This window comes from Dendronalium sp. ChiSLP03b (assembly GCF_034531165.2).
Taxonomy (GTDB): domain Bacteria; phylum Cyanobacteriota; class Cyanobacteriia; order Cyanobacteriales; family Nostocaceae; genus Dendronalium; species Dendronalium minutum.
The window spans coordinates 1-26282 of record NZ_JAVRBR020000130.1; the positions used below are offsets into that span (position 1 = coordinate 1).

A 26282-nucleotide genomic window follows, 5' to 3' on the forward strand; every position below is an offset into this window, starting at 1 on the left:
GTTTTTTAGGTGCTTCTGCAAAATCTTTTAATGTGATAAACAAGGGAACTCTGTTTGCTTGAAATCTCCCTTCAATACACTGCATTGCTAGATATTTTAAAAAAGTGGTTTTTCCTGCTCCTGGTTTACCTAAAACCATCAACTTACTATAACGCTGTACAACCTCTAATCCTGAGACTCGTTTCTGTTTTACTCTGCTAAGTCCAAGTCGCTCAAAGTTATCATGGTCACAGCCTTGCATTAGTTCCGCAACTTTTAGCCGTCTTCGTCCTGTTATTGCCTCCAGAATATTGACATTTGTGTAAATACCTTGTTTTCCTGTTAACTCAATTGGCTTAGGCATATCTAATACCCTCATGGTTCCGCACTTTTTTTTGATATAAGGTTTGATTTATTTGCGGATTTCTTGCACTAAAGTATCAATAGAATCATCTATACCATCTGTAGTTAAATGGCCAGAGGGTTTTTGCTGTGAGTATCTTTTGCTCAGATACTCCCGTAAGCGGCTTTCTTTAACAGGGCCATTACCAGTGATACAAAATTTTTTGTAAATACCTGTGAGGCAAGTGCTGAGGTTACTTTCAGAAATGTTTAATTCTTGAACTACGTTGACTCGACTCTTACTAAGACCGAATATTTCCAGAAAGACTTGTTTCTCTCGGTGCGACAATTCACTGTATTGCTCCAGTTGCTTAAGAAAGTCCTCTGGTATAGACATTGACCACTCCCACAATTACTTATAAGCCAGTGTAGCCAAAGTTTTTATCAAATTGTGGAGTTAAATCAGTGTAAGTCAGGCTAAGTCAAGGTAAGTCAGATAAATAACTACAAAAAAAAATTGCGACATTGAACTCAGTCAAGCTACTGAGGAAATCGCAATGCTAGAAATACTAATCCCTTTAGTTATAAATAAGTCAGTTGAAGTTGTTGTTGGAATACTGCTAGAAAAGTTTTGTAAATGGATAATGAGTGATGCCAATATCAAGTGCGGCAGCAACTTTCTGAAAATGCAGATTCTTGTACTTTATCTTGATTGGGTTTTACGAAAAACACCACTAAAATCTCTACTAGAAGAATCACAGGAAAGATAATAGAGATAATAAAGCGATCGCACCCACAAATCAAATGCGATCGCTACCCTTTATTTGCATATATTCAATGATTTATATGCAAGACTAAAAGCTTCAGCCCAAACCCAATAACCTTTCTAAGAATTACGAATTATTATCAATCTTCTGTAGCGTCATTTGAATTTTCAAGCTTATTTAGTGCATCCGAAATTGCTTGCCTGATAAATTCTGGATAGTTATCTAGATTTTTTAATTTTTCCAGCATAGATGGGGGAAGTCTGAGAGTTATTTTTGCGGTTAATGCTTCTTCCCTATCAGTGGTGAATTGATGCTTTTTTAAATAAGGTTTTTCTTCGTAATTAGGCATAAAAAATTCTGATATAGATATAAATACTATATCGCATGAAGTCGTGCGATAATTTAATTGGCAGCTAGCCGACCCTAGCAAGTTGAGATAGCTGCCAAACCCAATTAGAAAATTAGGCACTTCTATGTTTACACGTTCTGAACTTGAAAGCAAAACCCTTAAAGAATTGAAAGACTTAGCTGCACGATACGGAATCAAGTCGATAGGGAATCCAGGGTATAAAACAAGCTGGATTACTCCGTTATTGGCTTTTCCAATGCAAGCTATTCAGCAGTTCCAAGACCATAAAAGAGGCTTACGAAATCCTAGTTGGAGAAGTTCTGAAGCACTTGGCACAATTCTTTATGAAATAGGAGAACCCACTGATGAACAAGCCGCGCTAATTCGAGCAACCCTAGAAGGTAAGTTACTTCCACTCCCAGAACGCTACGACCAAACTAGACTGCTAAATCTTCACAAGACTAAGCAATTGATTCAAGAAGCAATTGACACGCTTAATAAATAGCATCTAAACCATAACAGCTACTGTACTCCTCTCCTGTGAGAGGGGTTCTTTCTATGAAGTGCCTTCCTAATGCCATCATGCTACCATTACCAATAAATTCTTATGGGAGGTCAATCAATGGCTATCCTTAATCCGCTAAACATACCCGATGATTTATACGAACAGCTGCAACAATTAGCTAAAGCTGAAAATAACTCAATTGATGCTCAAGTTATTACAATCTTGCAGAACGCTGTGCAGGCAAAAATGCAGCCAACGGATGACGAAAGACGAAAAAATGTCCCAAAACTTCTAGAGGAAATTAGTCGCCGTCGCCGTCGCTTGAATCCAGCAGACTTTGGCTTACCTGATAGTACTGAACTAATTCGAGAAGACCGCGACAGATGACAAACGCATCAGCTTGGCTTACGGAATTTCCGCCTATGATGCCTCTTATGTTGCGCTTTCACAGCAAGTTGGTGCTGCTTTGCTGACTCTCAACGGCAAACTGATGAAAGCTCTAGCAGCTTCGTCTTATAATGTTGTTTCGTTTAATGACTTCGAGGTTCCACCGTTGCATTCAATATAATAGCGGTTCCCCAACTGCAAACTATTCTTCTACTACTTCCACCAAGTCTTCAATCATCACATCCAAGGCGCGGGCCATCTTCAAGATTGAAGTAAAATCTACCATTGCCAGCCCTGGCGCTCTTGCATATGCCCTAACTGAACTGTAGGCAACTCCCGAACGGTCAGCTACATCTTTCAGCGTCCAACCCTTCTCATCGGCGAATTCTCGAATTCTTAGCTTAATCAGCCCCATTAATCTATTGACAAACGATTGAATTCTATCGTTCAATATATTGAATTATATAAAACGATCGCCCCCCGGCCTGCAAAACTGAAAGGCGATCGCATCATACACAATACATATCCCGTAAAACGGATAGCGTCTTCACCTGTATGCATTGACAGGGCAGAAATCTACCCGATTCACTGGCATTTTTATGGTATCATCACTCAAAGTAAAAACGCTTGTCATCCGCGAATCAAAAATTGTTTACAAATCGTTAACTCGCCATCAACTCGCGCGATTTGTGACAGAAGAAGCAATTTGCTTGATGTACAAAATTAGCTTTGAAGATATTTACACAGTGGAATGCTGGCGGTATGTAGTTTACGTCCACGCCAAAGGTGTAAGCAAGTTTGTCAGCTACGCAGATTTTCCACCAATTGTAGGAGTGCAACCACCTGCTGAAATAGACTTTATCAAATGGCGTAAGCGCTGGCGATCGCAACATGACCATGCCTGCAAAAAACAAGCACCCCAGTGGTGGACAGAATTTTTGACTCAGGAATTTCGGCGAGCTACTTCAGATTCTGAGTTGTATAGTTGGGGCAAATTAATCGAGTTAATTAAATTTGCTTTTCATGAAGATACTTTACAGAAACTCCAAAATAGCTATTAACAGGAAAAATCGCTGCTCTGTGTTTAATAGTAGCCTTATCAAAGTGAATGAAAAATCTGCTTTCATCTCCACTATTGGCTTATGATTTTACTTGGTGTCTTAGTGGTCAATAAAATTTATTTTTCAACCACAAAGACACAAAGAAAATTAAATATAGCTATTCAGCTGCTTTGTTGCTGGCTCGATTAGCACGCGCCTCGGCTGAAGCCATTACTTCGTCCATATTCTCTAGCACTTCACCAGGGAAGTTTTCCAAAACCCTAGTAGAAAGAGCAACTCGACCTTTACCTTCATCCAAATCAATAATTACAGCTTTAATTATTTGACCAACTTGAAAGACTTTTTCTAGAGAATCAATGAATTTTTGGCTGACTTGCTTGATGTGCAACAAAGCACTAATACCATCCAAATCGACAAACACGCCAAAAGGTTTGATGCCAGTAACTTTGCCTTCTACTAACTGACCTAGTTCTAACAAGTTGAAGTTACTAGAACGAGTTGCCAAGCGCTGGGAAAGTATGAGTTTATTGGTGTTGCGATTAATTTCCAAAAAGCCAACGTTGAGAGTTTGACCTTTGAGTGCTTCTAAGTTATCGCGTTCAGCCAAGTGCGATCGCGGAATAAATCCTCGCAAAGAAAGAATATCGACAGTGACACCACCTTTATTTACACCCGTAACCCGTACTTGCACATTCTGAGCATTTTCCTGCATTTGCGCCAGCCTATCCCAGATGTGCTGAATTTCTAGTTGCCGTCGTGAAAGAGTAACTTGGCCCTCGGCATCTTGATCTCGAATGATCAAAAATTCCAGTTCCTCTTGCAATGGCAGCACCTCTGATAAATCGGTAACAGTTCTCAAAGAAGCCTCATCGCGGGGAAGAAAAGCCGACGACTTGCCACCAATATCGACATAAGCTCCATCATGGTCAAGTTGGAAAACTTTGCCATGTACAACCTGTCCTTTTTGAAACTGGTAGTCGTGTTTTTCTAGTGCTTTGGCAAAATCGTCCATTGTAAAAGACGAATTGGCTGTTTGAGAAAGTTTCGATTCGGAGTTCATGACAATTGAAGATAAATTGTTATTTGAGCTGATGCTACTGTTGTCAGTTGTCAGTTGTCAGTTGTCAATTGTTTTCCACTAATGACTGACTAAAGACAACCTAAACGAGAAGTATGCAACGGCTACATGGGTTTTCAGATTAGTTGACCAAAGAGTTGTTGCACTTGCTGCCAAGCATCGGTTGCTGCTCTAGGATTATAGCTGGCGCGATGGTTACAGAAAAATCCGTGGTCAGCTCCATCGTAGCGAAACACACGATGCGGAATGTTATATTTTTCTAACCCTGCTTCAATCTCATCTATCTGTTCAGCAGAAATACTGCCATCTTCTGTACCAAAGAAAGCATAAAGTGTGCCTTTGATTTCTGGAGTGCGAGTAACAGTAGGAGCGCCACCTCCAAATGTGCGCGTAGTAATTCCAGCACCGTAGAAGCAAGCAGCAGCTTTGATATCTGATAATGTGGCAGCAAGATATGCTACATGACCACCAAAACAAAAGCCAATGCAACCAAAGCCATCTTTTTTTACTTGAGGCAGGCTTTTGAGGTAGTCAATTGCTGATTGAATATCGCTTAATAACTCTGATGCTTTTGTTTGCATCGCATAGCCTCTACCAGTTTCAATATCTTGGGGAGTGTAGCCAGTTTCAAAACCAGGGGCTTGACGTTGGAAAAGTGCAGGTGCGATCGCTACATACCCTTCTTGAGCAATCCGTTCTGTAACTTCCCGAATGTGAACGTTGACACCAAAAATCTCTTGCAACACTACAATTCCTGGATACGAGCCAGATTCTTGGGGTTGCGCTAGATAAGCCGCTACTTGAAAATTATCTTGCGTTCGCGTAGCGTCTGGTAGAGAAAGTTTAACCGTTGTGGTTTCTATTGCCCGTGTCATGATATTTTTTACCAGTGCTGTTTAACTAGCCGTGTAATTATTTGATATAACTATGCCAGTATGTCTAAGCTATTTCCAATCAAATTATCAATTAGTAAAAGTGACTGCATTAGTAATTTACCTGAGAAAAAATGCATTTTAAGTAAAATATCTGACAGGCAATGTATGCAGCCGAGCGCCAAAGGAGTGCTGAGTAAAGACGCGATTAATCGCGTCTTTACAAGGGTGAGGAGTGCTGAGTAGGAAAGCAGCACTCAAAACTCAGGACTCAGCGCTCAGCACTTATTATTCAGGAGGTTTGGTGATGATTCAATTCCGTATTCAGCCAGACAGTGAAATTCCCGCATCAGCCCAGCTGTTTAATCAAATCCGCTTTGCGATCGCTTCTCGGCAATATCCACCTGGTTACAAATTGCCAAGCACACGAGCGTTGGCAATGCAAACTGGATTACACCGTAATACCATTAGTAAAGTTTACCGCCAGTTGGAAGACGATGGATTTGTAGAAAGTCTGGCTGGTTCGGGAATTTATGTCCGCGCCCAAGGCCACGAAGGTGGTGGCAGGCTGCAATCGCCAATTCTCAAACAACATCCCGACGCAGATAAAGTTGTCCAGCAAGCACTTGACGAACTGCTCTCCCAAGGCTGCTCGCTGAATCAAGCCAGGGAGCTATTTTTAGCAGAAATTGACTGGCGTTTGCGTTGTAGCGCCCAAGTGTTGGTTGCTGTGCCATCCCATGACATGGGTGCTGGTGAATTAATGGTGTATGAGTTAGAACAGGCTCTAAAAATACCGATCCAATTGGTAGCTATGGAAGAATTAGCAGCCGTGCTAGATAAAACGAACTCTGCTACGGTGGTCACAAGTCGGTATTTCATTCATGATGTAGAAGCGATCGCAGCTCCGAAAGCTGTACGTGTAATTCCTCTAGATATCTATGACTACACTAAAGAACTCACCCTACTAAAAACTCTACCAAAAGAAAATTGTGTGGGCATAGTTAGCCTGAGTTCTGGAATTGTCCGCGCTGCTGAAGTCATTCTTCACGGTTTACGTGGTGATGAACTACTGGTAATGACTTCGCAACCAAAAGATGCTTACAAACTTCAGGCGCTCGTCAAGCGAGCTGAGGTAATTATCAGCGACCAAGCCAGTTTTCCGGCGGTGCAAGCCGCTGTACAAGCATCTATGGAAGATATTATTCGCCCACCCAAACTGATTAAGGTGGAAAATTACATCGGCACCAACTCAATTAACTTGTTAAAACGAGAACTAGGTTTAGGTTAACCCAAAGGTAGAGAGGAGAAAGATACAGATAGGAGGAGAATGACATAGAAAGATGCACTTAATATAAATGTCATAAAATTATGATTGTGGAAATGCACCCCTACATTGGTCTGGTGGAAGCAATCAAGCAACGTCGTGCTGCTCGATCTTTCAGTGGCGATCGCATTCCCGAAGCGATTTTACAAGAAATTCTCGAACTAGGAATCCAAGCACCATCAGGCTTTAACCTCCAGCCTTGGCGATTTATTGTCGTTAGGGAGCAAGAAAATAAAGATAAACTCCAAGCTTGCGCTTTTAACCAGCGTCAAGTCGGTGAAGTGCCAGTAGTGTTGATTTGTTGTGGCGATCGGCGTGTAACCCAGATGGAATATATCACTTCTGTCATCCATCTAGGGGAAGATGTTGGCATTATGACTGATAGCTACGCAAATTACATGCGTTCTAGCATTCCCGAATTTTTTGCCAATCATCCCAGTTTTGAGACAATAGAAGCTTGGACTAACCGCCACGCCATGTTAGCGGTAGCGTACATGATGATTGTGGCGAAAAGCTTTGGTGTTGATAGCTGTCCGATGGAAGGATTTGACAGCGCTCAAGTAAAAGAAGCATTCCAAATTCCTGAAGAAGTGGATATTTGTTGTTTACTAGCACTTGGCTATGCTCAGGAACCTTTCAAGCAATACGGCGGACGCTTCCCCGTCGACCGAGTTTGCTTTAATGAAAGCTACAGCGAACCTTTCAAATTCAGTTAACCCACTTGCAATTCTGGTGTGGGAATTTGCAAAAACTTTCGCACCCGGCGTAGGTAAGTTGGTGCATCTTCCAACATTGGGAAATGGGCTGTATTGGGAATAACGACAAACTCAACTTTGTCGCTCAGGGCTGCTGCTTGACGACCCATCTGGGCTGGAATAATTTTGTCATATTCCCCTGATATCATCAAAGTTGGCACTGTCAGCTTGGCAAACTCTTGTGGCATGACTTCAGATTGTGCTTTGCTAACGGAAGTAAAAATTGTACCCAAAGCTGCATCATAATCTGCTTCGAGAAAATCTTGCAAAAATGCCTGACGCTCCGAAGTTGGTATGGGACTGTGCAAAAATCTCGCCATAAACATCCGGTCAACAAATGGGATTTTTCCTAACCATTTGGGACGGAATTTAACTACATAGCCTCCGAATTTATGAAAGGCTGTAAAGGATTTTTCATCATATTCAAAAACACCGCTACAAGTTAAAATTCCTCTTTCGACTCTTTGAGGATAGCGGTTAAAAAACATAGTGGCTACAGAAGCACCCATGGAGTGGGCATTGATAAAGACACGCTGGAGGTGCAACTCATCTAACAAAGCTGCCAAGTCCTCAGCATACTCCTCCATTTCATAGGTTAACTCTCGGATTGCCACTGATTCTTCTTGAGGAGCCACTGCGTTGCCGGGGTTCCCCAGGTTGAAGCAAGTGGCGTGTGACTGGGACTCAACAACAGATTCGCTAGCTTGGGCAATAGTTGGCTTGCCACTAGAACGCCCAAATCCTCGCATATCGTAGAGTAAACAATCAAATCGATCTAATAAAGCTTCAGCAGTGCTTCTCCAATACCTAGCCGAACCAGCCCAACCATGGATGAAAACCATCACTGGCTTAACCAAAGAACTAGATGGTTCTTTCACCCACTCGTAGTAATGCTTAATGCCACGAACGTTAATAAAAGACATGTTTGAAAGTTAGGAGTAGAGACGCGATTAATCGCGTCTCTACAATAGTTAGGAGTTTTGAATGTTGAATTAGGAGTTTAGAATTAATTCTACACTCCTAACTTTACTCAGCACTCAGCACTTAACCTTATGCTGATTCTGGCTTCGGTAGAGAAGATGGATGTACAAGCAGTTCAGCTGTTGAGCGTTTTTCGACCATCTCCCGCGTAACTGTACAGCGAGTCACATCCTTACGGGATGGTAACTCGTACATGACTTCCAACATCAGTTCTTCCACAATGCCTCGCAGTGCCCTCGCGCCAGTTTTACGGCGGTAGGCTTCTTGCGCGATCGCTTTCAAGGCTTCTGGTTTAAAGTCTAATTGGACGTTATCCATCTTCAGCAGTTTTTGATACTGCTTCACCAAGGCGCTGCGTGGTTGGGTGAGAATCGCCATCAGCGCTTCTTCATCCAGTGGATCTACCACTGCTACCATTGGCACCCGCCCAATAAATTCAGGAATCATGCCAAATTTCACCAAGTCATCCGGTTCTAGATAGCGGAGAGTATCAGCAGTTCGCTTCTCTTTCGACTGCCCTTCTCCCGGCTGGACAAAACCTATTGACTTTTTGCCTGCTCTCTGCTCTACTACCTTCTCTAAGCCTACGAAAGCACCCCCACAGACAAAGAGAATATTGCTGGTATCAATCTGGATGCAGTCTTGATAAGGATGCTTTCGTCCTCCCTGAGGTGGTACGTTAGCGACTGTTCCTTCTAACATTTTCAGCAACGCTTGCTGCACGCCTTCGCCGGAGACATCGCGTGTAATTGAGGGATTTTCACTCTTGCGGGCAATCTTGTCAATTTCGTCGATGTAGATAATGCCGCGTTGTGCTTCCTCTACATCCAAATCTGCCACTTGCAACAGTCGCAGCAAGATATTTTCGACATCTTCTCCTACATACCCAGCTTCTGTCAGCGTGGTGGCATCAGCTACAGCAAAGGGTACATCCAGGATTTTGGCCAAGGTTTGCGCTAACAGAGTTTTGCCACAGCCTGTCGGTCCAATTAACAGAATATTGGACTTTTGCAGTTCTACCGAATCATCTGCTCCGCCTTTACCATTGCCTTTGGATTGAAGGATTGCCAGTCGCTTGTAGTGATTGTAAACCGCAACTGATAGCACCTTCTTAGCTTCGTCTTGACCGATGACATGTTCGTCTAGGTACTTCTTAATCTCTCTGGGTTTTGGTATTTGATTAAAAGAGAGACTGGAAGAGCGGGCACGGCGTTTTTGTGGCGGTTCTGACTTGGGTGCTGGTTGCGAAGCCGCACCATTTGTGTCGAGTAACTCCTCATCTAGTATTTCATTACACAAGTCTACGCATTCATCGCAGATGTAGACTCCCGGCCCTGCGATCAATTTACGCACCTGTTCTTGAGACTTGCCACAAAACGAACATTTTAAATGGGAGTCGTACTTAGACATACCGGCCTCTTATTTCAGAATGGTGACGTTTTCCCCTGCAGTGGGAAGATTTTGTCTGGAGATGACTTGATCTATCAAGCCGTAGTTTTTAGCCTCTTCTGCCGACATAAAAAAGTCGCGCTCGGTATCTGCTTCGATTCTTTCTAGAGGTTGACCAGTATGATTAGCCAGTAACTGATTCAACTTAGCTTTAATGTAAAGAATCTCCCTTGCTTGAATTTCGATGTCAATGGCTTGACCTTGAGCGCCACCCAACGGTTGGTGAATCATGATCCGGGAATCGGGTAGAGACATACGCTTACCCGCAGTTCCTGCTGTCAGTAAAAATGCCCCCATGCTCGCGGCTAATCCAAAACATATGGTAACTACATCGGGACGGATTTGCTGAATTGTATCATAGATTGCCATCCCTGCGTAGACGGAGCCGCCAGGAGAATTGATGTACAGTTGAATATCCTTTTCTGAGTCTTCAGCATCTAGAAATAGCAACTGAGCAACAATAGAATTGGCAACAGCATCATCTATGGGCGTTCCCAAAAATATAATCCGCTCTCGCAGTAGGCGGGAGTAGATGTCGAAAGCTCTTTCTCCCATACCAGACTGTTCTACCACCATCGGCACGATGTTGCTAGAGCCACTCATGTGGGAGTAAATTCCAATTCGACTTGAATTGTTAATAGGGTAATTTCCCGACTGCGATGTAAGCATACAAGAACATTTGAGAATAAAATAGGACAGAGTTTTAGCAGCTAGTGCCGCCTTTTTCAAGGATACGACTTCTATTTGGGGTATGTGTTAACCATTATGCCTCATCTATAATTCTTCTCGTGTAACACAGTATCAAGCTAAGGCGGTGATATATGCCGCAATTTATTGAAGATTGCGTAAATATTCCGCCTCCAGCGATGCTTAATGCTGAGTAAACATTTGTAATACTCATGACTCAGCACCGATCGTCAAGAACTTTTTACTGTTGGACTATTCATTGTCCTTCTGTTGATTCTGTAGTAGCTGCGGTGCTTTGTTCCTCAGTCTGAGGTTCAGTTGTCTGAGACTGTGCGAGTTCAACTTCTGTTTCCTCGGTAGCACTCAAAGATTCTGTTTCGGGTGCTGCGCTTAAAGAACCTTCGGGTACAAGTTCAATTGATGAGTGTTCTAAAAGCCAATCAATGATTTTTTCAGTTAACAGTTCGTTTTCCACCACTGAGTGCAGTCTATCTTCGTCTATGTCTTGATCTGGATACTGCTGCAACAGTTCTGTGACTCTAGCTTGGATTTCTTCGGGTGTCACTTCGATGGACTCGCGTTTGCTGACTTCCCGCAATCCCAAGGATCTTTTCAGGCGTTCGATCGCCTCACCGCGCGATCGCTCTCGTAACTGAGGAATAATATCTTGAGTAAACAACTTTTTGACATCTAATCCTTGTTGAGAAAGCCGGACTGCTGTTTGTGTCAGCATTGCGTCTACTTCTTGTTCAATCAATGTTTGTGGCAAGTCAACTTCCACATGCTTGAGCAATTCCGCTAACAAAGCCTCCTGCTGATTGTTTTTGGTTTTTTCCTCAGCTTCTTTTTGATATCGCTCTTCCAAAGACCCACGCAACTCATCCAAGGTGTTGAAGTCGCTAACTTCCTGAGCGAAGTCATCATTTAATTCTGGTAGCTCTTTTTCCTTCAGTTCTTTGAGCGTCACTGTGAACAGCGCTGGTTTTCCAGCCAGTTCTTCGTTGGCATAGGGATCTGGGAACTGAGCCGAAATTTCTTTGGTTTCTCCAGGATTCATCCCGATCATCCCAGAGACAAAACCGGGAATAAACTTATCTTCCTGCAATTCCACCTGAAAATCAGTTGCTTCACCTCCAGGAATTGGTGTAGGTTCGGCTGTTTCATCCTCACCCTCAGCTTTGGTGATTACACCTTTAAAATCAACTACAGCCACATCACCAATTTGAGCTGCACGTCCTTCTACAGGAATCAAGGTGGCCATTTCTTGACGTTCCTTATCTAGGACGTTCTCCACCTGAGTCGGGTCGTACTTGATTTCCTCTGCTTTGGCTTGCAGACCCGTGTACTGTACTAAGTTAACTTCTGGCTCCACATCGACAGCAGCAGCAAAGGTCAAAGGTTTCCCAGGTTCATAATTATTAATCAATTCCTCAAACGAAGTGCGCAATTGCGGTTGACCAATTGCCTGGATAGCTTCTTGTTTGACTGCTTTCTCGATACCATCTTGAATTAATTCTTCCAGCGCTGCTGCCTTGATGCGAGTTACGCCTAGGCGCTGTAGTAATATTTGCCGGGGTACCTTGCCTTTACGAAACCCAGGAATATTTGTAGTACTTGTTAAGTTTCTAATTACCTGTTCGTAAGTTTGCTTAGTAATGTCCGGCGTAATCTCTATTTCCAGGCCAATTTGGCTGGCGGGAAGTTTCTCCTGGGTGACTTTCATGCTTAGTTTCTATTTTCTGGTATTTTTAACTCCAAGTACACACAAGACGCGATTTACCGCTTTTGTGGGTTGATGTCTCTTGGCGAGGATAAGAGTTATCCACAAGGCATGTCATGGAATCCAAACAATGGATCGATGCCCTTCAGTAGAGATCCAGTGTACTGCCAATGGCAAAAGACTGGAAACTTTACCGGAATAACTTAACCCATTTAAAGAGACTGGGTACTGGGAACAAGGAGAAATCATTTTAGAATTCTCTCCTCTGCTCCACGCCACTTACTCTGTGCTGGGAAACCCATCCATCCTTTGGCTTCAGCAGTTCCCCAGACGCTCTAGGACTCGCGCTTCGCTGCACTAATGGCAGTTCTTCTACTTGGGGAGACCCGCTCACAAGACTGGCTCTCCAAGTAGAGCAAGTGGCATCAGGCGACTGCGAACTCGAAGGGGGGTTCCCACGGAAGTTCCTACCTTTCTCCTAAGGTCGCCGCGGCGCTTAGCTTGCTTCACCGCAGTGGCTGCCCTGCTCTCTAATTCCCAGTCCTTAGTCGCCAATCACTAATCAAAGTGGACTTGTGACTCAGAGGGCTAACACCGTGATATCCTGGTTATCAACTAGTTCTTACTCCAATACTTTTTTATAGTTGAGTCTGTCTTGTGTGACTCATCTAAAGCTATTGCTTTACCGTATAGCCTTGTTTTCTGCCGTGCTAGTTTAATTCCATCTGGATCATAGTATATTTATCGTCTTACTAACCCACTTGAGAGGCATAATGTTGCTTTACCTCAAAAGTTGAAGACTTGTACCAAGGTTGAGTGTAGATGCTTCAGTTCTCCACTGAACTATTGTATGATGTATATAATTTTTTAAATGTGTAGTAGATTTAAACAGTAATTATTGTAAATTCCAATAGCACTTAACTGATTTTAGCTAAAAAATAAATGTATCCTTTGAATAAGGTTCGACTATAGTTAAAAAAACTTTATTTGAATTCTACTATTGTCATTTAAATAAATAAGGATAAGTTGTAAATTGTTCTAAAAAATCGCACATAACCTCTTAAAGGAGGAAGCCAGATTGACGAAATCTTATCGTGTAGCTATTTTGGGAGCGACTGGTGCTGTCGGCACAGAGTTGCTGGAATTATTGGAGCAACGTAATTTTCCGGTTTCGGATTTGAAACTGTTAGCCTCAGAGAGAAGTGTAGGACGGACACTGCAATTTAAAGGAGAAAATCTGCCAATAGATTCAGTGAGCGATCGCGCCTTTGAAAACGTAGATTTAGTGCTAGCTAGTGCAGGTAGTTCCACATCGAAAACTTGGGCCGCAGTTGCAGTAGAAAAAGGTGCAGTAGTAGTTGATAATTCCAGCGCTTTTCGGATGAACCCGGAAATACCTTTAGTGGTTCCAGAGGTAAATCCCCAAGCTGCTGCTAATCACAAAGGTATTATTGCTAATCCCAACTGCACAACAATTTTGATGGCAGTGGCAGTTTGGCCCTTGCATCAAGTAAGACCAGTACAACGTATTGTGGCTTCAACCTATCAATCTGCTAGTGGTGCTGGTGCTAAAGCAATGGCAGAAGTAAAAACTCAAGCCAGTGCCATATTAGAAGGACGCTCACCAGTCGCTGAAGTATTACCTTACCCGTTGGCGTTTAATTTATTTCCTCATAACTCGCCCTTGAATGATTTAGGGTACTGTGAGGAAGAAATGAAAATGGTCAACGAAACCCAAAAAATCTTTGGAACGCAAGAGATTAGAATTACTGCAACTTGTGTACGGGTTCCCGTACTCCGTGCCCATTCAGAAGCAATTAATCTAGAATTTGAGGAACCTTTCAGTTCAGATGAAGCAAGAGTTATTCTCAGTAGTTCCCCAGGGGTTAAATTGGTAGAAGATTGGGGAAGCAATCATTTTCCTATGCCTATTGAAGCTACAGGTCGAGATGAAGTTTTAGTGGGTAGGATTCGTCAAGATATTTCCCATCCTCACGGTTTGGAACTGTGGCTTTGTGGTGACCAAATCCGTAAAGGCGCAGCGCTAAATGCAGTACAAATTGCTGAGTTACTAGCAGATAAAAATCTACTTAGGCCTGCAACGACATACGTTTCAATATAGTACAGGCGCAAGGCCTTGCGACTGTACAGTAGTCAGTGGTCAGACACAAAGAACTGATAAATAATAACTGACATATGTGCAAATTACGCTTGAAAGCAATTGGCGAATAGGTTATTACAATAAAAAACCACCAAGGTCGATAAAACAGTTTGGGTAATCAGGAGTGAAAAGAGGGTGGGAGAATTTGGCAGAGTTTTAACCGCTATGATTACGCCGTTTAAAATAGACGGTAGTGTCAACTATGATGTAGCGGCAGAACTGGCAGAACATCTAGCTAACAACGGCACAGATACATTGGTGGTGTGTGGTACAACAGGGGAATCCCCCACCCTCAGTTGGGACGAGGAATACCAGTTGTTTGTGGAAGTATTGCAGACCGTGGCAGGCAAAGCCAAGGTAATAGCAGGATGTGGTTCTAATTCCACAAAAGAAGCGATCGCTGCAACCCAAAAAGCAGCTAAAATAGGAGTGCATGGTTCTTTACAAGTCGTTCCTTATTACAACAAACCTCCGCAAGCAGGTCTTTACCAACACTTTCAGGCGATAGCGCAGGCTTGTCCCGATCTACCGTTGTTGTTATACAATATCCCCGGACGTACTGGTCAAAACCTCAGTCCCGAAACAGTTGCCCGGTTAGCTGAAATTAACAATATTGTTGGCATAAAAGAAGCTAGTGGAAATTTAGACCAAGCGAGTGAGATTCGCCGCTTGACACCAAAAGAATTTCACATTTACGCTGGAGATGATTCTTTAACTTTGCCCTTGTTAGCGATTGGAGCAAAGGGTGTAGTAAGTGTGGCTTCTCATCTGGTAGGAAATCAACTACAGCAGATGATTCAAGCTTTTAGTGCGGGAAAAATTGAAGTTGCCAGTGAGATTCATCTCCAACTCTTCCCGTTATTTAAAGCCTTATTTTTAACTACAAATCCCATTCCAGTAAAACAAGCTTTAAAACTTCAAGGTTGGGAGGTTGGTTCAACTCGTTTGCCACTATGTGAAGCTGAGTCGGAAGTAAGTCATAAGTTAGAGGCGGTGCTGGAAAAACTTGGTTTAATCTAGGCAGCAATTTGTTGAATTACTAACTTCTGGTTGTTTAATGATGCATATAGAGAAAGGGCATAATTGTGACAATTCTGCACTCTGAAAGTCTGTGCTACAAACAGTATAAATATACAATCAATACTTCAGTGTAAAATCACTTTTATTGAACAAATAATTGAACATCTGAATTAAAATTTGGCTGCTTTCAAGATAGAAAGTCGGTATTGTCTTTCATAAAAGAACGCTAACTTTCAATTTATTAACACTAAACAAAACAACAATCTAAGGAGAAAATGGCTAAAAACGAAGCTAATTCCGCCCTTAAAATTATTCCTTTGGGCGGTTTACATGAAATTGGTAAAAATACCTGTGTTTTTGAATACGATGATGAAATTGTCTTATTAGATGCAGGGTTAGCCTTTCCCACAGAGGCAATGCATGGGGTAAATATTGTCCTGCCAGATACGACTTATTTGCGAGAAAATCATCACAAAATTAAAGGCATGATCGTTACCCACGGTCATGAAGATCACATCGGTGGTATTGCTTTTCACCTAAAGCAATTTGAAATCCCTGTGATTTACGGGCCAAGACTAGCAATGGCAATGCTAGAGGGTAAATTGGAAGAGGCAGGAGTGCGCGATCGCACAGAATTAAGAACAGTTCTTCCCCGCGATGTCGTGCGAATTGGCAAATCTTTTTTTGTAGAATATATCCGCAACACTCACTCTATTGCCGATAGCTTTACTGTTGCTATTCATACTCCTCTGGGTGTGGTGATTCACACGGGAGACTTTAAAATTGACCATACTCCAGTAGATGGAGAAAGGTTTGATCTGCAACGACTAGCAGAACACGGCGAACAAGGCGTACTTTGCTTATTGAGTGATTCTACTAATTCAGAAGTACCAGGATTCACACCTTCGGAACGTTCCGTTTATCCCAACCTTGATCGAGTATTTAGTCAAGCTACTGGACGACTGTTCGTGACTACATTTGCTTCCAGCGTGCATCGCATCAACATGATTTTGGATCTGGCGAAGAAGCACAATCGTGTAGTGACGGTTGTCGGGCGTTCCATGTTGAATTTAATTGCTCATGCCCGCAATCTAGGTTACATCAAGTGTGAAGATAATTTGCTGCAACCGTTGCACGCAGTCCGTAACCTGCCTGAAGAAAATGTGCTGATTCTCACTACAGGTTCACAGGGTGAGCCGATGTCAGCAATGACTCGGATTGCCAACAAAGAACACCCCCACATCAAAATCCGCCAAGGAGATACAGTAGTATTTTCCGCCAATCCAATTCCCGGAAACACGATTGCTGTAGTCAACACTATCGATAAATTGATGATTCAGGGGGCAAAAGTAGTCTATGGTCGAGACAAAGGAATTCACGTCTCAGGTCACGGCTGTCAAGAAGACCAAAAGTTGATGATTGCCTTAACTCGACCTAAGTTCTTTGTGCCATTTCACGGCGAACATCGGATGCTGGTGAAGCACGCAGAAACGGCTCAAAGTATGGGCATCCCCGCAGAAAATATGATCGTCATTCAGAATGGTGATGTTGTAGAACTGACTGAAGATGCCATCCGTGTTGCTGGCAAAGTGCCATCTGGTATCGAACTGGTGGATACTACTAGTTCTGGGATGGTGAGTGCCAAAGTTTTGCAAGAAAGGCAACGTATGGCCGAAGAAGGCATTGTCACCATCGCTGCTGCCATCGATTGGAGTGGCAAACTGATGGCCAAGCCAGAAATTCATCTGCGGGGTGTAGTTACAAGTGTAGAGCGATCGCTGCTGCAAAAATGGGTACAACAGCGGATTGAAGAAATTCTCAGCGTTCGCTGGTCAGAATTTGCTTCTTTGGAAGGCGAACAACCAGAAGTAGACTGGGGTGGATTGCAAGAAACTTTAGAGCGGGAATTACAACGCTCCATTCGCCGAGAATTGCAATGTCAACCATCTGTGACTTTGTTAATGCAAATTCCGGACGAACCGCCTGTAAAAGTTGCCGATGGTAGAAGACGGCGACCTAGGACTACTGCTCAAGTAGCATCATAAGTAATTCAAGATAAATGCCTCACGCACAGACGCAAAGAAAATCTTTGCGTCTGTGCGTTTTTGCGTGATTTGATGCCCTAACGGGACTTAAACATTTTTTGGAAAGAAACTAGGCAAAACGATGTCAAAGTCTCTTTGTATATACATTTGACTTGTTTTTCTGGGTATTTTTTGTCTAAGTCCCACTATTTAATACTTTGAAAAGCGATCGCTTTCAATGAATGAAAAGATAAACTAGAAGTAAAGTACACAAGGTCAATGGCAACCCAAAGCGCAGATGTTCCAAAAAGCTGAGCTTGTAACCTAAATCAGCAGCAGCTTCCACAACTATCAAGTTAGCAACTGAACCAAACAAAGTTAGATTACCTGCCAAAGTCGATCCGGCCGCCAGCAATAGCCAGTATTGGGTATCTTCTCTAGGAATCAGGGGATGTAATAAGAGTACAGCTGGTACATTAGAAATAAGGTTAGATAAGACAACCGTTACACCCAAAAAACTCGCAGTAGAGTTGACAGCATGGGTAAATGGCTGTAGTAAATTCAACTTCTGTGTAACTTTTGTGAGAATAAACAGTCCTGAAAACATTACCAGCAGATTCCAATCTACCTTTTTGAGAATGCGTTGAGGTTTAATCCGCCGAGTGATTAGCAACAAGCTAGCAGCAACTAGGGCAGACTCTGCTAAAGGCAAGCCGACCGCAAAAGCAATTAGCAGTCCAATGGTGATTACTAAACTTTTATAAAATAACGGTTTGAAAATGCGTTCTTTACCAGTAGGTAATTGCTGGCAAGGTCGAGTTGCGCGTACATCTGGGTAAAGTAGCCACAGCAGTCCCACCTGAACAACCAAGCCCAGTAGGGCAATTGGAGCCAACTGCCGCAAAAAATCTAGGTAGGGAATATTAGAAAACGAACCAATCAGGATGTTTTGAGGATTACCGCTCAAAGTTGCTACCGAGCCTATATTAGTCGCACCAGCGATCGCTAGCAAATAGGGAATCGGATTTAAACCTAAAGTTTGAGTCAAGCTCAAGATCAAGGGTGTAAAAATCAGCGCCAGCGTGTCATTGAGAAAAAAGGCGCTAAGGATACCACTGGCAAAGGTTAGAACAATTAACAAGCCTAGAGGACTACGAGTAAAACTCAACAGCACCAATAGCGATCGCCGAAAAAATCCTGCATAGGATAAATTAGTATTAACTACCATCATGCTCAACAAAAACACGATGGTGTTAGCATCAATAGCTTGCCATGCTTCCTGTAAATTTAGAACACCCAGAGCAATTAAAAATGCAGATCCGACCAAGGCAATAGTGGCGCGGTTCATGCGTAACCCAGGAATGTAACCTAATGCTAACCCCAGGTAAGTTAGCCCCAAAACACTATAGGTTGCAAATTGAAGAATCACTTTCTTTACCGAACTATTGCCAGGAGCGGGGTCAGATTATCAACAGCCCAGCTTCTAAGGCATTCAACTGTCAGCAAAGTTATTTTAATCTCTGGTACTTGTACTTACCAAAAATTTTGGCAAGAAGTGGCTTTGTTAAGTTTTGTGAATTATAATCGAAAATCCGTCCAACGATAGATGTCTTTATTAAAATTTAAACTGTGTCAAGTTATGAACAAGATCGTATTATTACGCTACCGATCCTAGGGAAATTGCGATTAACTTGACGTAGTAATAATTTAGGTTCTGACTTAAGTGGCTGTTTTGAATCCATATTATATCTCAGTCAGGACACGATTCTTCCGAGAAAGGTCGTTGCCACGTCGTATGTATTCATCAGCAAGGTGAATACCCTCAATAACACAGAGGCTTAATCATGAAGGTATTCGATAATACCACAAAAAAGATTTTTCTTGCAAGCTGGGTTTCGATCAATCAAGCAGAAACTAGCAACACCCATCTAGCCCAGTTGCATAGTCCAGTTTCCAAGACTTACTGTGACATTCTCCAACCCCTGCGGCGGCGGGTAGAAAGCATTCAAGTTCGCGATCGCCAACTAGCTCACCGCTTGTGTAAACTGATTCCTGCTCAATGTCCTTTTGAGCGCGATATCAAATTATTCGGGAAAACCCTGTTTCACATTCCACCCATGTGTAAAATCAACCCCTTATATGAAGAAGTGGTTGGTTTACGTTTTAGAGCGCTTTGCTATCTAGCCGATGAATGCGGCGAAGATGTATCGCGATACTGCTAATTCAAGAGTCAATAGTCAAAAGTCCAGAGTCAATAGCAGTTTCTTTTGACTCTGGACTTTTGATTATATTTTAATTTTTAATTTTTCTTGCCTGCCATTTTTGAATTGCTTCTTGAGCATCTTCGTAAACGGCTGTCACCTCTGGGACTAAAGCAGCGGTTGCAATGGCTGCCGTCAGGTTTCCTTGGTCAGCACGGCTCTTAGCTATATCCAGAATTTTTTCGCTCCAGTTCCTAATCGATTTCTGTGCCATATCGAAGCCTGGTTGACCTTGTGGTACTCTCTTGGCTACTTCGATAGCACGATTATAAGTAGATGCTTGTCCTGGCTCAATTAAGCGATTAGCAGCATCTAAAAGAGTTCTGTTACCTAGGTACTGCTTGGCCTCTAACCGCCACTGATTAACTGCTGCTTGTGCTTTGGGATAAAGGGCTTCGTCTTTAGCGATTAATTGAGCAGCGGCAATGGCATTAGCATACTGTCTCTGTTTAGCACGACCTTCTGCCAAATCTAAAATCATCCGGCTCCAAATCTTAATATTTTCCTGAGCTTGTTCGTAAAGCGGTTCACCTGGTTTAATTTTCCGAGCAGTGGCGATCGCTAACCTCAAATCGCTAGCTTGAGTTCGTTTGAGGGACTTTTTCGCTAGGTCTAGCACTGCTTGGTTCCGCTTTTTTGACTCAGAATTAGAAGCTATTTGGGCGCTGGATTGGTTTTTTGGTGGAATTAGTGAAGGTGTCTCTGATATGGAGCGGACATCTGAGGCAGTATTCGGCGATCCTGGCGATATCTGTCTAGCTTTGAGCAATCTTGCTCGATCGCGGAGAACAACTACAGAAATGAAAGCTACTACCAGGATTGTGCCTCCACCCCAAAATAAAAACTGTTTCCACAATGCCGTGTTTTCCTTATTTGCAGGCAAGCGAGTGATATGAGGCTGTGGAACATTTGGGAGAAACCTGCCTCCTACTTCCTGGGATGGTACGACTGGTTGGGATGGCTGGTTAAAATACTGCTGTTGTTCCTCAAACTTTCCCCTCTCTGAGGTAAATGAGGATTTTGCCTGCTGGGAACTAGCACCTAGGGTAGTTTCTACCGATTCTCCCCACATGCCCAATTTTTGTGATTTGGCTGAAGTTATCGGGGATTTTTCTTCGAGGGAGGGAGCTGCAAGGGCAACAGCAAAGGTTTCCTGTGGAAAAATAATTGGTTCTACTTCAGCGGGTTCTATTGTGCCGGGGACTTCTAGACGATTGCTTTGTATTCCGACATCAGGCAAAATATTTTGCTCACCAGCTGGCATAACCGTTACAGGGTTTTGTATGGGCCGCCAATAATGTTGACACAATTCTGGGGTAAGAATGCTGAGGTAGTTTTCTAGCTCCACCAAGCTGCTACCATTACCAGAACGCAAAGCTTCTAACAAGGCTGCGGTAAAGAATCCGTGACCTAGCTCGCTACTTTCACGGGAGAATTGGTCTGGTTGGCAAGAAATAATTGTTGCAAGTTGTAGTTCTTCGGCTAGTTCTATGGTTTCTTGCCCAGCAGGAGCATCCGCTTGAGCGCCAGAAGCGCGGTTAATATCCAACAGCAGTAATACGTTAAGTTCAGCTAATTGCAGACTTTGCATTAGCGATCGCACTTCTATGCCAGTCTCCTGCGCTAATTCAGGATTGCCTTCCACTGGCATCAAGTAATCTTGACCGTCGTAGTTAACTCCATAACCGCTAAAGAATAACCATAGATGGTCTTGAGGTTGCCAACACGTTGCTGTCAAATCCTCAAGTAACAAAAGAATATTTTCCTTCGTGGGATATGTAGATCTATCCCCAATTGGCGGCGAAGTGTCTGTCATCAATAGACAGCGTTGGGGTGCAAAACCTGCTTCATGAACCAAAAACTCACTTAGCACCTCGGCATCTGCTTGAGCGCAACGCAAAGGTTGAAATAACTGATATTGATTAATGCCAATAGCGATCGCCCAGTAATTTGCCATCCCGCTCTTTGTCGGTTGTTATGTGTTTGCCTAAAATTGCGGTTGGCTTTGCTGAAAAAACAAAGCTAACCTATGTCTTATAGTCTAGGAGATTCTCATTGAACCATTTGTTTTAAGTATTTAAAATTACGTTGGATTTATCGGAAAATACACACACTAAATTCAAATTACAGTTCATCAATAAGGAGCTATAAAGCTATGACCAAGAGCGTTACTCACCTACTATCATCGATCGTTTCTTTTTCAGTTATTAGCCAAATTGCCAAGAAGATCCGGATATTTCCATTAATGGTTTTAATTTTCTCCACAATGCCCATATGGCTTGTGGCAGAAACGATCGCACCCCAGATTGTGCGAGCTTATACAGCCAGAGTTGACCTGACTATTGACCGATTGCCAGATGAAAACTACGAAACCATACTCAGAAGAGCGGAAGCGACTGCCAGAGCCGCTGCTCAACGTAGCTTCGACCAAGATATCTTAGTCACAGATGCTTCAGTTATTGTATCCGTACAAAATTATGGCGCGATCGCACCAGTTTTAGCTTTAGAAGTCAGTCGCCAACAATGGCGCACACGACCCGATGCTCAACGTTGGGCAACTTACTTCAAAACTGCGCGATCGCTACTAATGTTTGACATAGTTCAGCCAAATCAAGCAGCGATCGCTATTCCAGCACCTCCACAACCTGCTAATTCAGTTCCTGTTAATGAGCCAGCAAAAGCGCCATCTCCTGCTAATCAGCCAGCAAAAGCACCATCTCCTGCTAATCAGCCAGCAAAGTAGAGGGTAGGGAAATGAGGAAGACGCGGGGAAAGAACTCTCCGTGTTCGGCAGTGATGATCGTTCGCTCTTAGCGTCTCACGCCACTTGCTCCACTTGGGGAAACCCCAAGACCGCAGTGGCTCCCCTTGGGAGAAGACTCGCGCTTCGCTGTGCTATCGCAACCGACGGGAAGCGGAGCCACTGCGTTGGGCGGCTCTGCCGACTTGAAGCAAGTGGCATCCAGGACTGCGACTGCCTCACCGCGCCCCCGTGTCCTCTTCGCCCAATATTTTGGCTTGGTAGAGTTGATGGCTTAGAATAAAAAGGTTGTCAAGAATTGCGATATCCGCTATCATGGCTGTTCCAAAGAAGAAAACATCCAAATCCAAACGAGATAAACGTCGAGCTACCTGGAGACATAAAGCCGTTGTTGAAGCTCAGAAAGCTATCTCCCTAGGCAAATCGATTTTGACGGGGCGTTCTACATTTGTCTATCCAACTGCTGAAGAAGAGGAAGAAGAATAATTCCTCATCGATAAGAGCTAGTTCCCAAAAGCTAATTTGGTCTATAAGAAGTTGGTAATGAGTAATTGTTCTCAATTACCATTACCTTGTACTTATGACTGATGAGTCAACAATCATATAAATAGTAAAGTATCCGGAGATATGGGCTATTTGGTGTTCAGTAAAAGGATAAAAATTATCCTTTGCCTACGCCTTATTCCCTACTCCCGATTTTTAAAATATTATGCCAGGTAAATTTTTTCAACAACCAAACCAGGAAGAAAGCCAACGCGTCCCCCCCGGTCAACATTTAGCTAAAGGCTTCCCTGTATTAACCTACGGTGCAACACCCCAAGTCAGCACAGAAGATTGGGAATTTCGAGTTTGGGGTTTGGCTAAACCCATTGTCTTGACTTGGTCAGACTTTATGGCACTACCTCACCATGAATTCACAGCAGACTTTCACTGTGTAACGCGCTGGTCGAAGTTGGATGTCAAGTGGACAGGTATTAAGGTAGTAGATTTTATGGGTTTGATTGAGGTAGATCCCCAAGCAGTCCATGTTATGGAACACTGCTACGGTGGTTACACCACTAATATTTCAATGGAAGATTTTGTACGGGAAGAAAATTTCTTTGCCTTTCAATTATTTGGTGAACCTTTACCAGCAGAACACGGTGGTCCAATGCGGCTAGTTATACCTCACCTCTATGCTTGGAAAAGTGCCAAGTGGATCAATAGTTTAGAGTTTCTTAATCGGGAGGAACTTGGTTTTTGGGAGCGTAATGGCTACCACCGCCGTGGTGAACCTTGGGCAGAGGAGCGTTACAGCAGTGCTTTTGGGTTTTAAGAGTTAAGAGTATAGATATAGTAATCTCAATAAAATCAGACCTTTTGCCAGAGATTTGCAAAAGGTCTATGGAGTTTTCAGGAAAACAAAAATATTTATTATTAATTTTTTTATTAATACGGTAGAGATTTAGCTAGAAGCGTCAGCGAAACTTGTCACAGGTATTACTATTTCCCGTGGATTCTCTAACTGCTCCTTTATACTCTTGTCAGCAAAATGTTTGTCCATAATCGCGGGGACTTGTGCAGCGCCAATACGGCTGTAGCGGGTTTTGTCTGGCATTACTAAGTTGGGGCCAGCTTTGCAGTTTTTCATGCAACCAGTACCTTTAATGGTAACTTGGTCTTCTAAACCGCGATCGCTTAAACTGGCTTCCAAAGCTTGACAAACTGCTTTACCACCGCGTTTCATACAATCAGACTTCTGACACACCAAAATCGTTGCTTTAGTCTTAGGTGTTTTTGCTTTAACCTTATCAACTGCTGGCGGTTCCTGGACTGCGGTAATAGTCGGAACTCTCTCCATCTCGCTGCGTGCTGCCATCACACGCTCAGCTTTGAATGTGAATTCGCCCTTTTTGAGGTCATGCTTTTTTTGACCAACAACTTGTAACCAAGTACCTGGTGCCAATCTCCAGTCAAAAGTAGCCCTTAAATGTTTAGCGAGTTTAACGTAGCATTCACCTTCAGAAGTCCCTAATAACAAGCCTTTTAGCTTATAACCATCTTTAATAACAAAATCGATAAATCTGCCTTCAAGGCAAAACTCTGATATTTCCCTGCTGTAGTATGCACTCATATTGTTTAACCCATTTTTAACTAAAGGTAAGCTCAAGACATTAACTTAAGATGTGCCGAACACTCGCCCATCACAACCGTTCGTCACGATGCCAACTATGTTCAAGAGTCCAAATTAGGTCTTGACGAGAGGCAGTAAATCGCTGCATCACGTACCAAAGTTGAACAGCTGCCGTGGCATTGCCAATTTCAACTCTCAATGGCTGGTTAGTCTCACACCAACAAGGAATATCTAGCTCCTGTAAGCGTTGATAGACTTGCCAGCGGTCTAACCAATTAACTTCAACAACGTGCTTGTTTTCTACTTCTGAACTAAACGATTTCAAGAAACTAGCCCTCAAAGTGCGATCGAATTGCAGTAACTACCTTGCTTTTACTCCCTGATGTTTGTCTTTCTTAGGAGTGCAGCTTCTTTAATCTAAAGATAACTTAAGTGCAAACAATTCTCAATTAGTTTACCAAAGAATATAAAAATTTTGCAACAATTTCCTGCTGCAAGCAGATAAGGCAGATAAGAGAACAAGGAGAATTAAGGGAGCAGGGGAAGCTGGGAGAACTGGGGAAGACACAGGGATAAGGAGATAAAGTAGAATTTCTTCCTCATCTCCCTCATCTCCCTCATCTCCCTCATCCCCTCATGAGGTGTATTTGCTTTTAAGGAAATATTTTCATGACTAGTAGTAGCCATGCATTCAAAAAAGGATGTTAGATCATCCTACCAAAAAGGAAATTTTGCACTTTTAGCGACAAAAATTTCAAGATTTTGTGATAATGTTTGGGCTTGCTTTTATTTTTTAAATGTTAATATATAGAGACTAAGCAGTTAAAAACTATAACTGTTGAAAAGCGAGGAGAACAATGGCTGATACGCAAACTTTGGTACAAAATTTTGGTCAAGTCTATGACAATCCTGTATTACTGGATCGCAGTGTAACCGCTCCAGTTACCGAAGGATTTAACGTTGTTTTAGCTAGTTTTCAGGCACTGTACTTACAGTACCAAAAACATCATTTTGTAGTTGAAGGTGCAGAGTTTTATTCACTGCATGAGTTTTTTAACGAAAGCTACAACGAAGTTCAAGACCATGTCCATGAAATTGGCGAACGCTTGAACGGGCTAGGTGGTGTGCCAGCTGCTAGCTTCAGCAAATTAGCAGAATTAACCTGTTTTGAGCAAGAACCCGATGGTGCATTTTCCGCCCGCAAGATGGTAGAAAACGACCTAGCAGCAGAACAAGCCATCATCAATGTTATTCGCCGTCAAGCCGCTCAGGCAGAAAGTTTGGGCGATCGCGGTACGCGTTATCTGTACGAAAAAATTCTGTTAAAGACTGAAGAACGGGCTTATCATTTGGCTCACTTCCTAGCCAAAGACAGTTTAACCCTAGGGTTTGTCCAACCTGCTCAAAACTAATACGCTCATAATCTAGATTGGTGTACTCTAGACTGAAGAAAAAGTTCGTAGCATTAGGTCTTAAAAAAATATAAAGAATGGCAGAGAGCAGTATAATCTCTCTGCCATTTTTAATTTAAGTATATAAAAAAACATAATATGTAATATGTAATACTAAATATTTGTCAACAATAATTAGTATTTAGCTTATTAGGAACTATTTTTATTTAAACAATTCTGTTCGTTGTTAACAGTTCATGATATTTACCTAAAAAATTCATAATTATTCCAA

General features: G+C 42.7%; 31 protein-coding genes. 16 read left to right on the forward strand and 15 right to left on the reverse strand.

Features of this window, described 5'->3' with window-relative positions; translation table 11 throughout:
* Both RMY31_RS30215 and RMY31_RS30220 read right to left on the reverse strand, forming a co-directional pair.
* On the reverse strand, positions 1-343 hold a 343-nt coding region (locus RMY31_RS30215), incomplete at its 3' end, for an NACHT domain-containing protein (RefSeq protein WP_409878864.1).
* Between the two features lie 48 nt (positions 344-391).
* The gene (locus RMY31_RS30220; protein ID WP_409878866.1) at positions 392-718 is read right to left on the reverse strand and encodes a hypothetical protein; all 327 of its coding nucleotides are present in this window, start codon (positions 716-718) and stop codon (positions 392-394) included.
* Positions 719-878: 160 nt separating this feature from the next.
* Between RMY31_RS30220 and RMY31_RS30225 the strand changes: the two genes are divergently transcribed.
* Positions 879-1091: a hypothetical protein gene (locus tag RMY31_RS30225; RefSeq protein ID WP_322662951.1), complete on the forward strand. Its 213-nt coding sequence runs from the start codon at positions 879-881 to the stop codon at positions 1089-1091.
* 136 nt (positions 1092-1227) lie between these two features.
* On the opposite strand, the gene RMY31_RS30230 is transcribed toward RMY31_RS30225, so the two are convergent.
* Complete coding sequence (locus RMY31_RS30230; protein WP_322662952.1) at positions 1228-1437, reverse strand: hypothetical protein; 210 nt, start codon at positions 1435-1437, stop codon at positions 1228-1230.
* A gap of 124 nt (positions 1438-1561) precedes the next feature.
* Here RMY31_RS30230 and RMY31_RS30235 point away from each other — a divergent pair, with 124 nt between their 5' ends.
* From RMY31_RS30235 to RMY31_RS30245, 3 genes are all read left to right on the forward strand, one after another.
* A complete protein-coding gene (locus RMY31_RS30235; protein ID WP_322662954.1) occupies positions 1562-1942 on the forward strand; it encodes a hypothetical protein in 381 nt (126 codons plus the stop codon).
* Positions 1943-2044: 102 nt separating this feature from the next.
* Positions 2045-2329, forward strand: a complete 285-nt coding sequence (locus tag RMY31_RS30240; RefSeq protein WP_409878869.1) for a hypothetical protein — start codon at positions 2045-2047, stop codon at positions 2327-2329.
* Between the two features lie 13 nt (positions 2330-2342).
* Positions 2343-2510: a hypothetical protein gene (locus tag RMY31_RS30245; protein ID WP_322662958.1), complete on the forward strand. Its 168-nt coding sequence runs from the start codon at positions 2343-2345 to the stop codon at positions 2508-2510.
* A 21-nt stretch (positions 2511-2531) separates the two neighbouring features.
* Here RMY31_RS30245 and RMY31_RS30250 read toward each other — a convergent pair whose 3' ends face one another.
* Positions 2532-2744, reverse strand: coding sequence for a helix-turn-helix domain-containing protein (locus RMY31_RS30250; RefSeq protein ID WP_200320187.1), 213 nt, complete (start codon positions 2742-2744; stop codon positions 2532-2534).
* A gap of 184 nt (positions 2745-2928) precedes the next feature.
* Here RMY31_RS30250 and RMY31_RS30255 point away from each other — a divergent pair, with 184 nt between their 5' ends.
* Positions 2929-3390 (forward strand): hypothetical protein, encoded by a 462-nt coding sequence (locus RMY31_RS30255; protein WP_322662961.1) that lies wholly within the window; start codon positions 2929-2931, stop codon positions 3388-3390.
* Positions 3391-3547: 157 nt separating this feature from the next.
* On the opposite strand, the gene RMY31_RS30260 is transcribed toward RMY31_RS30255, so the two are convergent.
* Complete coding sequence (locus RMY31_RS30260) at positions 3548-4450, reverse strand: S1 RNA-binding domain-containing protein (protein WP_322662963.1); 903 nt, start codon at positions 4448-4450, stop codon at positions 3548-3550.
* Positions 4451-4584: 134 nt separating this feature from the next.
* Positions 4585-5343 carry a dienelactone hydrolase family protein gene (locus RMY31_RS30265; RefSeq protein WP_322662965.1) on the reverse strand — a complete coding sequence of 253 codons (759 nt, stop codon included), beginning with the start codon at positions 5341-5343 and terminating at the stop codon, positions 4585-4587.
* 304 nt (positions 5344-5647) lie between these two features.
* Here RMY31_RS30265 and RMY31_RS30270 point away from each other — a divergent pair, with 304 nt between their 5' ends.
* A complete protein-coding gene (locus tag RMY31_RS30270; protein ID WP_322662967.1) occupies positions 5648-6631 on the forward strand; it encodes a GntR family transcriptional regulator in 984 nt (327 codons plus the stop codon).
* A gap of 80 nt (positions 6632-6711) precedes the next feature.
* Positions 6712-7383, forward strand: a complete 672-nt coding sequence (locus RMY31_RS30275; protein WP_409878873.1) for a nitroreductase family protein — start codon at positions 6712-6714, stop codon at positions 7381-7383.
* On the opposite strand, the gene RMY31_RS30280 is transcribed toward RMY31_RS30275, so the two are convergent.
* The 5 genes from RMY31_RS30280 to RMY31_RS30300 all read right to left on the reverse strand — a co-directional run bounded on the left by RMY31_RS30280 (position 7380) and on the right by RMY31_RS30300 (position 12653).
* Positions 7380-8345: an alpha/beta hydrolase gene (locus RMY31_RS30280; protein WP_322662969.1), complete on the reverse strand. Its 966-nt coding sequence runs from the start codon at positions 8343-8345 to the stop codon at positions 7380-7382. The two genes, RMY31_RS30275 and RMY31_RS30280, sit on opposite strands and share 4 nt — an antisense overlap.
* 127 nt (positions 8346-8472) lie before the next feature.
* Positions 8473-9813, reverse strand: a complete 1341-nt coding sequence (clpX, locus tag RMY31_RS30285) for an ATP-dependent protease ATP-binding subunit ClpX (RefSeq protein WP_322662970.1) — start codon at positions 9811-9813, stop codon at positions 8473-8475.
* 9 nt (positions 9814-9822) lie between these two features.
* Positions 9823-10521 (reverse strand): ATP-dependent Clp endopeptidase proteolytic subunit ClpP, encoded by a 699-nt coding sequence (clpP, locus tag RMY31_RS30290; RefSeq protein WP_322662973.1) that lies wholly within the window; start codon positions 10519-10521, stop codon positions 9823-9825.
* Between the two features lie 274 nt (positions 10522-10795).
* Positions 10796-12262, reverse strand: a complete 1467-nt coding sequence (gene tig / locus RMY31_RS30295; RefSeq protein ID WP_322662975.1) for a trigger factor — start codon at positions 12260-12262, stop codon at positions 10796-10798.
* A 247-nt stretch (positions 12263-12509) separates the two neighbouring features.
* The gene (locus tag RMY31_RS30300) at positions 12510-12653 is read right to left on the reverse strand and encodes a hypothetical protein (RefSeq protein ID WP_409878877.1); all 144 of its coding nucleotides are present in this window, start codon (positions 12651-12653) and stop codon (positions 12510-12512) included.
* Positions 12654-13337: 684 nt separating this feature from the next.
* Between RMY31_RS30300 and RMY31_RS30305 the strand changes: the two genes are divergently transcribed.
* From RMY31_RS30305 to RMY31_RS30315, 3 genes are all read left to right on the forward strand, one after another.
* The gene (locus tag RMY31_RS30305) at positions 13338-14381 is read left to right on the forward strand and encodes an aspartate-semialdehyde dehydrogenase (protein ID WP_322662977.1); all 1044 of its coding nucleotides are present in this window, start codon (positions 13338-13340) and stop codon (positions 14379-14381) included.
* A 174-nt stretch (positions 14382-14555) separates the two neighbouring features.
* Positions 14556-15440, forward strand: coding sequence for a 4-hydroxy-tetrahydrodipicolinate synthase (gene dapA, locus RMY31_RS30310; RefSeq protein WP_322662979.1), 885 nt, complete (start codon positions 14556-14558; stop codon positions 15438-15440).
* Positions 15441-15715: 275 nt separating this feature from the next.
* Complete coding sequence (locus RMY31_RS30315; protein WP_322662981.1) at positions 15716-17485, forward strand: ribonuclease J; 1770 nt, start codon at positions 15716-15718, stop codon at positions 17483-17485.
* A gap of 214 nt (positions 17486-17699) precedes the next feature.
* On the opposite strand, the gene RMY31_RS30320 is transcribed toward RMY31_RS30315, so the two are convergent.
* Complete coding sequence (locus RMY31_RS30320; protein ID WP_322663070.1) at positions 17700-18890, reverse strand: anion transporter; 1191 nt, start codon at positions 18888-18890, stop codon at positions 17700-17702.
* 418 nt (positions 18891-19308) lie between these two features.
* Between RMY31_RS30320 and RMY31_RS30325 the strand changes: the two genes are divergently transcribed.
* Positions 19309-19686, forward strand: coding sequence for a Mo-dependent nitrogenase C-terminal domain-containing protein (locus RMY31_RS30325; protein ID WP_322662983.1), 378 nt, complete (start codon positions 19309-19311; stop codon positions 19684-19686).
* Between the two features lie 70 nt (positions 19687-19756).
* Here RMY31_RS30325 and RMY31_RS30330 read toward each other — a convergent pair whose 3' ends face one another.
* Positions 19757-21682, reverse strand: a complete 1926-nt coding sequence (locus RMY31_RS30330; RefSeq protein ID WP_322662985.1) for a caspase domain-containing protein — start codon at positions 21680-21682, stop codon at positions 19757-19759.
* 198 nt (positions 21683-21880) lie between these two features.
* Between RMY31_RS30330 and RMY31_RS30335 the strand changes: the two genes are divergently transcribed.
* The 4 genes from RMY31_RS30335 (at position 21881) to RMY31_RS30350 (ending at position 23801) form a co-directional block, all read left to right on the forward strand.
* Entirely contained in the window at positions 21881-22468 is a 588-nt protein-coding gene (locus tag RMY31_RS30335; protein WP_322662987.1) for a hypothetical protein, read from the forward strand.
* A 125-nt stretch (positions 22469-22593) separates the two neighbouring features.
* Positions 22594-22764 (forward strand): hypothetical protein, encoded by a 171-nt coding sequence (locus RMY31_RS30340; RefSeq protein ID WP_322662989.1) that lies wholly within the window; start codon positions 22594-22596, stop codon positions 22762-22764.
* Positions 22765-22801: 37 nt separating this feature from the next.
* Entirely contained in the window at positions 22802-22972 is a 171-nt protein-coding gene (gene rpmF, locus RMY31_RS30345) for a 50S ribosomal protein L32 (RefSeq protein WP_206263871.1), read from the forward strand.
* A gap of 223 nt (positions 22973-23195) precedes the next feature.
* The gene (locus RMY31_RS30350; protein WP_322662992.1) at positions 23196-23801 is read left to right on the forward strand and encodes a sulfite oxidase-like oxidoreductase; all 606 of its coding nucleotides are present in this window, start codon (positions 23196-23198) and stop codon (positions 23799-23801) included.
* Between the two features lie 129 nt (positions 23802-23930).
* Here RMY31_RS30350 and RMY31_RS30355 read toward each other — a convergent pair whose 3' ends face one another.
* Together RMY31_RS30355 and RMY31_RS30360 are read right to left on the reverse strand one after the other, a co-directional pair.
* Positions 23931-24599: a (2Fe-2S) ferredoxin domain-containing protein gene (locus tag RMY31_RS30355; RefSeq protein ID WP_322662994.1), complete on the reverse strand. Its 669-nt coding sequence runs from the start codon at positions 24597-24599 to the stop codon at positions 23931-23933.
* A gap of 70 nt (positions 24600-24669) precedes the next feature.
* Positions 24670-24924: an Asr1405/Asl0597 family protein gene (locus RMY31_RS30360; protein WP_322662996.1), complete on the reverse strand. Its 255-nt coding sequence runs from the start codon at positions 24922-24924 to the stop codon at positions 24670-24672.
* Positions 24925-25456: 532 nt separating this feature from the next.
* Here RMY31_RS30360 and RMY31_RS30365 point away from each other — a divergent pair.
* Positions 25457-26011: a Dps family protein gene (locus RMY31_RS30365; RefSeq protein ID WP_322662997.1), complete on the forward strand. Its 555-nt coding sequence runs from the start codon at positions 25457-25459 to the stop codon at positions 26009-26011.
* Positions 26012-26282: the final 271 nt, after the last annotated feature.

Excerpts from the sequence above, each read along its gene's own strand:
- RMY31_RS30265 (WP_322662965.1), bottom strand. The coding sequence starts at position 5,343 with ATGACACGGGCAATAGAAACCACAACGGTTAAACTTTCTCTACCAGAC.
- RMY31_RS30250 (WP_200320187.1), bottom strand. The coding sequence starts at position 2,744 with ATGGGGCTGATTAAGCTAAGAATTCGAGAATTCGCCGATGAGAAGGGT.
- rpmF (WP_206263871.1), top strand. The coding sequence starts at position 22,802 with ATGGCTGTTCCAAAGAAGAAAACATCCAAATCCAAACGAGATAAACGT.
- RMY31_RS30325 (WP_322662983.1), top strand. The coding sequence starts at position 19,309 with ATGAAGGTATTCGATAATACCACAAAAAAGATTTTTCTTGCAAGCTGG.
- RMY31_RS30270 (WP_322662967.1), top strand. The coding sequence starts at position 5,648 with ATGATTCAATTCCGTATTCAGCCAGACAGTGAAATTCCCGCATCAGCC.
- RMY31_RS30355 (WP_322662994.1), bottom strand. The coding sequence starts at position 24,599 with ATGAGTGCATACTACAGCAGGGAAATATCAGAGTTTTGCCTTGAAGGC.
- RMY31_RS30365 (WP_322662997.1), top strand. The coding sequence starts at position 25,457 with ATGGCTGATACGCAAACTTTGGTACAAAATTTTGGTCAAGTCTATGAC.
- RMY31_RS30230 (WP_322662952.1), bottom strand. The coding sequence starts at position 1,437 with ATGCCTAATTACGAAGAAAAACCTTATTTAAAAAAGCATCAATTCACC.
- RMY31_RS30330 (WP_322662985.1), bottom strand. The coding sequence starts at position 21,682 with ATGGCAAATTACTGGGCGATCGCTATTGGCATTAATCAATATCAGTTA.
- RMY31_RS30280 (WP_322662969.1), bottom strand. The coding sequence starts at position 8,345 with ATGTCTTTTATTAACGTTCGTGGCATTAAGCATTACTACGAGTGGGTG.
- RMY31_RS30225 (WP_322662951.1), top strand. The coding sequence starts at position 879 with ATGCTAGAAATACTAATCCCTTTAGTTATAAATAAGTCAGTTGAAGTT.
- RMY31_RS30335 (WP_322662987.1), top strand. The coding sequence starts at position 21,881 with ATGACCAAGAGCGTTACTCACCTACTATCATCGATCGTTTCTTTTTCA.
- clpX (WP_322662970.1), bottom strand. The coding sequence starts at position 9,813 with ATGTCTAAGTACGACTCCCATTTAAAATGTTCGTTTTGTGGCAAGTCT.
- RMY31_RS30255 (WP_322662961.1), top strand. The coding sequence starts at position 2,929 with ATGGTATCATCACTCAAAGTAAAAACGCTTGTCATCCGCGAATCAAAA.
- RMY31_RS30220 (WP_409878866.1), bottom strand. The coding sequence starts at position 718 with ATGTCTATACCAGAGGACTTTCTTAAGCAACTGGAGCAATACAGTGAA.
- RMY31_RS30260 (WP_322662963.1), bottom strand. The coding sequence starts at position 4,450 with ATGAACTCCGAATCGAAACTTTCTCAAACAGCCAATTCGTCTTTTACA.
- tig (WP_322662975.1), bottom strand. The coding sequence starts at position 12,262 with ATGAAAGTCACCCAGGAGAAACTTCCCGCCAGCCAAATTGGCCTGGAA.
- clpP (WP_322662973.1), bottom strand. The coding sequence starts at position 10,521 with ATGCTTACATCGCAGTCGGGAAATTACCCTATTAACAATTCAAGTCGA.
- RMY31_RS30315 (WP_322662981.1), top strand. The coding sequence starts at position 15,716 with ATGGCTAAAAACGAAGCTAATTCCGCCCTTAAAATTATTCCTTTGGGC.
- RMY31_RS30235 (WP_322662954.1), top strand. The coding sequence starts at position 1,562 with ATGTTTACACGTTCTGAACTTGAAAGCAAAACCCTTAAAGAATTGAAA.
- RMY31_RS30350 (WP_322662992.1), top strand. The coding sequence starts at position 23,196 with ATGCCAGGTAAATTTTTTCAACAACCAAACCAGGAAGAAAGCCAACGC.
- RMY31_RS30275 (WP_409878873.1), top strand. The coding sequence starts at position 6,712 with ATGATTGTGGAAATGCACCCCTACATTGGTCTGGTGGAAGCAATCAAG.
- RMY31_RS30240 (WP_409878869.1), top strand. The coding sequence starts at position 2,045 with ATGGGAGGTCAATCAATGGCTATCCTTAATCCGCTAAACATACCCGAT.